General features: G+C 62.1%; 9 protein-coding genes. 5 read left to right on the top strand and 4 right to left on the bottom strand.

The window, feature by feature from the left end:
• Window positions 1-86 precede the first annotated feature (86 nt).
• The gene (locus AC07SU_RS23685) at window positions 87-518 is read right to left on the bottom strand and encodes an OsmC family protein (RefSeq protein ID WP_017253980.1); all 432 of its coding nucleotides are present in this window, start codon (window positions 516-518) and stop codon (window positions 87-89) included.
• A 217-nt stretch (window positions 519-735) separates the two neighbouring features.
• Here AC07SU_RS23685 and AC07SU_RS23680 point away from each other — a divergent pair, with 217 nt between their 5' ends.
• Window positions 736-1,737 carry an LLM class flavin-dependent oxidoreductase gene (locus AC07SU_RS23680; protein ID WP_021491416.1) on the top strand — a complete coding sequence of 334 codons (1,002 nt, stop codon included), beginning with the start codon at window positions 736-738 and terminating at the stop codon, window positions 1,735-1,737.
• Between the two features lie 61 nt (window positions 1,738-1,798).
• Here the strand turns inward: AC07SU_RS23680 and AC07SU_RS23675 are convergent, their stop codons facing one another.
• On the bottom strand, window positions 1,799-2,026 hold the full coding sequence (locus AC07SU_RS23675) for a DUF1161 domain-containing protein (RefSeq protein WP_457404464.1): 228 nt from the start codon (window positions 2,024-2,026) through the stop codon (window positions 1,799-1,801).
• A 116-nt stretch (window positions 2,027-2,142) separates the two neighbouring features.
• The gene (locus AC07SU_RS23670; protein WP_007953919.1) at window positions 2,143-2,358 is read right to left on the bottom strand and encodes a dodecin; all 216 of its coding nucleotides are present in this window, start codon (window positions 2,356-2,358) and stop codon (window positions 2,143-2,145) included.
• A 156-nt stretch (window positions 2,359-2,514) separates the two neighbouring features.
• Between AC07SU_RS23670 and AC07SU_RS23665 the strand changes: the two genes are divergently transcribed.
• Window positions 2,515-2,841 carry an ElaB/YgaM/YqjD family protein gene (locus AC07SU_RS23665; protein WP_003170746.1) on the top strand — a complete coding sequence of 109 codons (327 nt, stop codon included), beginning with the start codon at window positions 2,515-2,517 and terminating at the stop codon, window positions 2,839-2,841.
• On the opposite strand, the gene AC07SU_RS23660 is transcribed toward AC07SU_RS23665, so the two are convergent.
• Window positions 2,838-3,734, bottom strand: coding sequence for a LysR family transcriptional regulator (locus AC07SU_RS23660; RefSeq protein WP_494998387.1), 897 nt, complete (start codon window positions 3,732-3,734; stop codon window positions 2,838-2,840). The genes AC07SU_RS23665 and AC07SU_RS23660 overlap by 4 nt on opposite strands.
• A gap of 110 nt (window positions 3,735-3,844) precedes the next feature.
• Between AC07SU_RS23660 and trpB the strand changes: the two genes are divergently transcribed.
• The 3 genes from trpB to AC07SU_RS23645 all read left to right on the top strand — a co-directional run bounded on the left by trpB (window position 3,845) and on the right by AC07SU_RS23645 (window position 6,456).
• Window positions 3,845-5,071, top strand: coding sequence for a tryptophan synthase subunit beta (trpB, locus tag AC07SU_RS23655; protein WP_016978751.1), 1,227 nt, complete (start codon window positions 3,845-3,847; stop codon window positions 5,069-5,071).
• Window positions 5,071-5,880, top strand: coding sequence for a tryptophan synthase subunit alpha (trpA, locus tag AC07SU_RS23650; RefSeq protein WP_494998386.1), 810 nt, complete (start codon window positions 5,071-5,073; stop codon window positions 5,878-5,880). Before trpB ends, trpA begins: the two co-directional genes overlap by 1 nt.
• A 138-nt stretch (window positions 5,881-6,018) precedes the next feature.
• On the top strand, window positions 6,019-6,456 hold the full coding sequence (locus AC07SU_RS23645) for an anti-virulence regulator CigR family protein (RefSeq protein WP_176994605.1): 438 nt from the start codon (window positions 6,019-6,021) through the stop codon (window positions 6,454-6,456).
• Window positions 6,457-6,508 lie beyond the last annotated feature (52 nt).

The raw sequence follows: 6,508 nt of genomic DNA, 5'->3' as shown, positions 1-6,508 counted from the left end.
CCCCCCCCCCCCCCCCCCCCCCCCCCCCCCCCCCCCCCCCCCCCCCCCCCCCCCCCCCCCCCCCCGCTCCTACAGGTGCGGCGGGATTAGCTTACGAGGGTGGCGTCCAGGCTGATTTTTGCATTCAGCACCTTGGAGACCGGGCAACCTTCCTTGGCCTTTTTGCTCAGTTCATCGAACTGCGCCTGGCTCGCGCCGGGGATCTTGGCCTTCAGGATCAGGTGCACAGCGGTAATAGCAAAGCCGCCGTCCACCTGGTCCAGGGTCACTTCGGCCTGGGTGTCGATGCTGTCAGCCTTGAGGCCGGCATCCCCCAGAATCATGGAAAAGGCCATGGAGAAGCAGCCGGCATGGGCTGCGCCGATCAATTCCTCAGGGTTGGTACCCTTGCCACCCTCGAAACGCGCCTTGAAGCCGTAGGGCGCTTCGCGCAATACGCCGGTTTCCGTAGAAATGGAACCCAGGCCCGTCTTCAGGTCACCTTCCCAATGCGCGGATGCTTTTTTCACGATACTCATAGCGGTCTCCTCGAACGGTGGTTTTGCGTCAGTAAGGGTTCTGAGGATAGACGCCCCGGCAAAGTTCATCTTGTCGGAGAAACCTAGCATTGCAGTAGGAATTTTCCCGGCGAGCTATTGAATCTCGGGTATATGCCCACATCTCCTTAACCATGCACATGAAGCGGCAGGTTTTGGTTCGTCTATAAGCCTGCGCACCTAATGGAGAAGCAGGCTTATGAAATCGCTGTCCGACGTGAAGTTCTCGACCCTCGACCTCGTGCCCGTACGCGCCAACGGCAGCCCGGCACAGTCGTTGCGCAATTCCCTGGACCTGGCCCAGCACGTGGAAAAGTTCGGCTACAACCGTTTCTGGGTGGCTGAGCACCACAACATGGACGGCATCGCCAGCTCGGCCACTTCGGTGTTGCTGGGCTACCTGGCGGGCGGTACGTCGACCATCCGCGTCGGCTCCGGTGGCGTGATGCTGCCCAACCACGCGCCGCTGGTGATTGCCGAGCAGTTCGGCACCCTTGAAAGCCTCTACCCCGGCCGTATCGACCTGGGCCTGGGCCGCGCCCCCGGCTCCGACCAGATGACCGCCCGCGCCCTGCGCCGGGAGCGTTCCGGCAGTGCCGACGATTTCCCCGAAGATGTCGCCGAACTGATGGCCTATCTGGGCCCACGCACGCCCGACCAGCGGGTGATTGCAGTTCCCGGCACCGGGACCAACGTCCCGGTGTGGCTGCTGGGTTCCAGCCTGTTCAGCGCGCAACTGGCAGGTGAACGCGGCTTGCCCTACGCCTTCGCCTCCCATTTCGCACCGCGCTTGATGCACGAGGCGATCCGCGTCTACCGCAACCACTTCAAGCCTTCAGCCGTGCTGGACAAGCCCTACGTGATGCTTGGCATTCCGCTGGTAGCCGCCGACACCGATGAGCAGGCCGATTACCTGGCGACTTCCGTGTATCAGCGCATTCTCGCCCTGATGCGCGGGCAGAGCCTGGTGCAGCGCCCACCGGTGAAAACCATGGACGGCCTGTGGCTACCCCACGAAAAAGACGCGGTGGGCAGCTTCCTGGGCCTGGCGATGGTGGGTAGCCCGGCGAAGATCCGCGCCAAGCTGGAAGTGCTGATCGAACAAACCGGCGCCGATGAGCTGATCTTTACCTGTGACCTGTACGAGCATGCCGACCGGATTCATTCCTACGAGCTGCTGGCGCAATTGATGAAGGGTTAAACCCTTCAGGCGAAAAAAAACCGACGCACTCGCGTCGGTTTTTTATGTCTGCAACACGGGGTTAACCGCGCTTGTAAGCAATTTCCTTGGTACCGGCTTCGCAGCTACCGACTACTTTGTAACCTTCGGCTGCAGCGCCTTTATCCACCACTTCCAGCGAGTAATGCTTGGCGCCCTTGGCGTCGATTTTCGCAGCAATTTCGCTTTTCAGCTCTTCACATGGCTTGCCCGCCGCCAGGGCTGTGCCCGCAATGCTCAACAAACCTACCGCTAACAGGAACTTCTTCATCCGTCACTTTCCTTGCGCTGATCGAAAAGAGCGTGCCGGCGCGCGTCGCGTCGGCACCCTAAGGTTGTAGCGCAGGTTATGGCAATCGGCCAGTCGGCAAAGTTCAACCGATGCCATCAACTACTGGCAATTCGGAACCCCACCTTGAGCGTGACCTGGAAGTGCGCGGCCTTGCCATCCTTGATATGCCCACGGGTTTCGGTCACCTCAAACCACTCCAAGTGCTTGATGCTCTTGTTGGCCTCGGCCAGGGCATTGTTGATCGCGTCTTCGATGCTGGAGGTGGACGAGCCCACCAGTTCGACTTTCTTGTAGGTGTGATGATCACTCATGGCAGTTCTCCTAAGGGTCGTTAAGCAAGCGTAGCAGTCAATGTTCGTACTGCTTCTGGCGACCGTTCCTGCGTGAAAGTTCAGATTTACTGCACTTTCTGAAACCGCCGCAGTCGGTATCTACACCTGCCACTCAATCACTTCAGGAGAGTCCACATGGCCAACACTTCTTTACGCAAAGCGTCGCTGGAAAGCATGGAAGCCGAGATTTCGAGCCTGCTCAAATCGCTGGAAAGCCTCAAGGACGATGCATCCGACGAGTCGCGCAAAACCTTGAAGGCCCTGAAAAGCAATGCCGAGAATGCCCTCAAGCATTCCCGCCACCTGATCAGCGATGCCTACGAAGAAAGCAAAGTCAAAATCCGCGAAACCGGTGTCGCCACCCGGGACTACGCACAAGAGCACCCATGGACCACAGCCGGCGTCGCCGTCGGTGCGCTGGGCCTGCTCGCCGCTTACCTGCTGTGCAAACGCGGCGATTAAACCGGTTCGCGCAGTAGCTCAGCCTTGAGCCACTGCGCCAGTTGCCCGGCGCGCCCGTCTGCGGCGCGCTTGGGTAGCCACAACGCCAGGTGCGCCGGGGTTTCACTGAAGCCCCACGGCGCCACCAGGCGGCCTGCCCGCAGGTCTTCTGCTACCAGGGGTTGCGGCGCAATCGCCACACCCAAGCCCGCCACCGCAGCCTCCAGCAAATAATACAAATGCTCAAAGCCCTGGCCGTGCTTCAACGAGCCCGGTTCGATGCCGTGCTGCGCTGCCCAACTGGGCCAAGCCTGCGGGCGCGAGGTGGTGTGCAAGAGTTTTTCGCCACATAACGCCTGGGCGGGCGCATGACTCAGTCGTTCGAAACCGGCAAAACGCGGGCTCATCACCGGGCCGATACACTCGCTCGCCAACTCGTACACCTGCATATCAGCTGGCCATGGCGGCTCGGCGAATACCAATAGGGCGTCGAGGCCCGGCCGCCTGGGATCAAGGTCGCCGTCACCCGCCGACAGGTGCAGGCGCAGGTCCGGCAAGTCCGCATTCAAGCGGCCCAGGCGCGGAATCAACCAGCGCGCCAGCAAGCTGCCGGAACAACCGAGCACGAAGGGTGCGTCGGCGCTGGCCTGGGTCAGTTCCGCACACACGTCTCTGAGCCGTTCAAACGCATCGGTCGTCGCATCACGTAGCCGCACGCCCGCATCTGTGAGTTTAAGGCCGCGCCCGTCCTTGACGAACAAGCTGACGCCCAGCTGTTCTTCCAGCACTTTCAACTGCCGGCTGACAGCGCCATGGGTCACGTGCAACTGGTCAGCGGCCTGGCTGACACTGTTCAGGCGTGCAGTGGCTTCAAACGCACGCAAGGCATTGAGGGGCGGGAGGTCTCGGCTCATCTGTGAGTTTTCTTGACAGGTTGCGGCGATCTTATCGGTTTTCAGCGTAGAACGTCAGGGGTAGAGTGGCCCTCATTGCTTCCCACACCCATTCTTTCCTGGAGCGTCCCATGACTCAGTCCCAGACCGATCTACGCAACGGCCCAGACGCCAACGGCCTGTTTGGCGCGTTCGGCGGCCGCTACGTCGCTGAAACCCTGATGCCGTTGATCCTCGACCTGGCCCGCGAATACGAAGCGGCCAAGGAAGATCCTGCATTCAAGGAAGAACTGGCCTACTTCCAGCGCGACTACGTGGGCCGTCCAAGCCCGCTGTATTTCGCTGAACGCCTGACGGAGTTCTGCGGCGGCGCCAAGATCTACCTCAAGCGCGAAGAGCTGAATCACACCGGCGCGCACAAGATCAACAACTGCATCGGCCAGATCCTGCTGGCGCGACGCATGGGCAAGAAACGCATCATCGCCGAGACCGGCGCCGGCATGCACGGCGTGGCGACCGCCACCGTGGCTGCGCGCTTCGGCCTGCAGTGCGTGATCTACATGGGCACCACCGACATCGAGCGCCAACAGGCCAACGTGTTCCGCATGAAGCTGCTGGGCGCCGAAGTGATCCCGGTGGTGGCCGGCACCGGCACCCTCAAAGACGCGATGAACGAAGCCCTGCGTGACTGGGTGACCAACGTCGACAGCACCTTCTACCTGATCGGCACCGTGGCCGGCCCGCACCCGTACCCGGCGATGGTCCGCGACTTCCAGGCCGTGATCGGCAAGGAAACCCGCGACCAACTGCAAGCCCAGGAAGGCCGCCTGCCGGACAGCCTGGTGGCGTGCATCGGCGGCGGTTCCAACGCCATGGGCCTGTTCCACCCGTTCCTGGATGACACCAGCGTCGAAATCATCGGCGTTGAAGCAGCCGGCCACGGTATCGAGACCGGCAAGCACGCCGCCAGCCTCAACGGCGGCGTACCGGGCGTGTTGCACGGCAACCGCACCTTCCTGCTGCAGGACGACGATGGCCAGATCATCGACGCCCACTCGATCTCTGCCGGCCTGGATTACCCCGGCATCGGCCCGGAACACGCCTGGTTGCATGACATCGGCCGCGTCCAGTACACCTCGGTGACCGACGACGAAGCCCTCGACGCCTTCCACAAATGCTGCCGCCTGGAAGGGATCATTCCTGCACTGGAAAGCGCCCACGCCCTGGCCGAAGTGTTCAAACGCGCACCGACCTTGCCGAAAGATCACCTGATGGTGGTCAACCTGTCCGGCCGTGGCGACAAAGACATGCAGACCGTCATGCACCACATGGAAACCTCCCAGCAGGAGAAACACTGATGAGCCGCCTGCAAACCCGCTTCGCACAGCTTAAAGAACAGAACCGCGCCGCCCTGGTGACCTTCGTCACCGCTGGCGACCCGGGTTATGACACCTCGCTGGCGATCCTCAAAGGCCTGCCGGCCGCCGGTGCCGACGTGATCGAGCTGGGCATGCCCTTCACCGACCCGATGGCCGACGGCCCGGCGATCCAGCTGGCCAACATCCGCGCGCTGAACGCCAAGCAGAACCTGGTGAAAACCCTGCAGATGGTGCGTGAGTTCCGCAAGGACAATAACGACACGCCCCTGGTGCTGATGGGCTACTTCAACCCGATCCACAAGTACGGCGTGTCGCAGTTCATCGCCGACGCCAAAGAGGCCGGCGTTGACGGTCTGATCGTGGTCGACATGCCCCCTGAGCATAACGGCGAGCTGTGCGACCCGGCCCAGGCCGCAGGCATCGACTTTATCCGCCTGACCACGCCGACCACCGATGACGTGCGCCTGCCCACCGTGCTCAACGGCAGCTCCGGCTTTGTGTACTACGTGTCGGTGGCCGGTGTGACCGGTGCCGGCGCCGCTACCCTGGAACACGTCGAAGAGGCCGTGACCCGCCTGCGTCGGCATACCGACCTGCCGATCAGCATCGGTTTCGGTATTCGCACGCCGGAGCAAGCGGCGGCCATCGCGCGGCTGGCGGACGGTGTCGTGGTGGGTTCGGCATTGATCGACCACATCGCCACTGCGAAAAATGATCAGCAAGCGATTGATGGCGTATTGAGCTTGTGCGCGGCTCTGTCGGAAGGTGTCCGTAACGCCCGTAAGTAAACGCCATGTAGCAGTAGGTAAAGTTCCTGATACAGAGGAATCAAACTGAAAACTCAGTACCTAAACTGACAAGACCAAGGGATTTCGAACCTCGTTCGAAATCCCTTTTTTGTTCGTGCAGTACTGAGGAAAGCCCCCATGAAAATGCCTAAACGCTTGATCGCCGGTCTCGGCGTGCTGATGCTGGGTGCCACTGCCCTGGCACACGCGGCGCCCTACGATCAGGGCGGCCCCGACCGTGGTGGCCCGCAAGGCCAGCACGAGCAGCGCGGCGACGACCACCGCGGCCCGCCAGACAACCGCCGTGGCCCACCCCAGGATTTCGGCCCGGTACGCCAGATCATCCACGACAACCACGGCCAGTTCTCCCGTGGTGCACCGCCGCCGCCAAACGTGCGTCTGGTGCGTGGCCAGCCGCTGCCACGTGGCTACTACGGCGAACGCCTGGATAACCGAGCGCTGGGTCGCCTGCCGCAGTACCCAGGCTATGAATGGCGCCGTTCCGGGCCGGATGTGGTGCTGATCGCCGTGGGCACGGGCATCGTCTACGAGATCCTCGACGGCGTGCTCAACTGACCCACACCCAATATAGGAGCCGGGTTGCCGGCGATGGCGCCCTTCAAACCGC

It is taken from the genome of Pseudomonas sp. GW821-FHT05H12 (assembly GCF_059419385.1).
The sequence above is the reverse complement of the archived record's forward strand: the minus strand, read 5'-3'. Positions and strand labels throughout refer to the sequence as shown.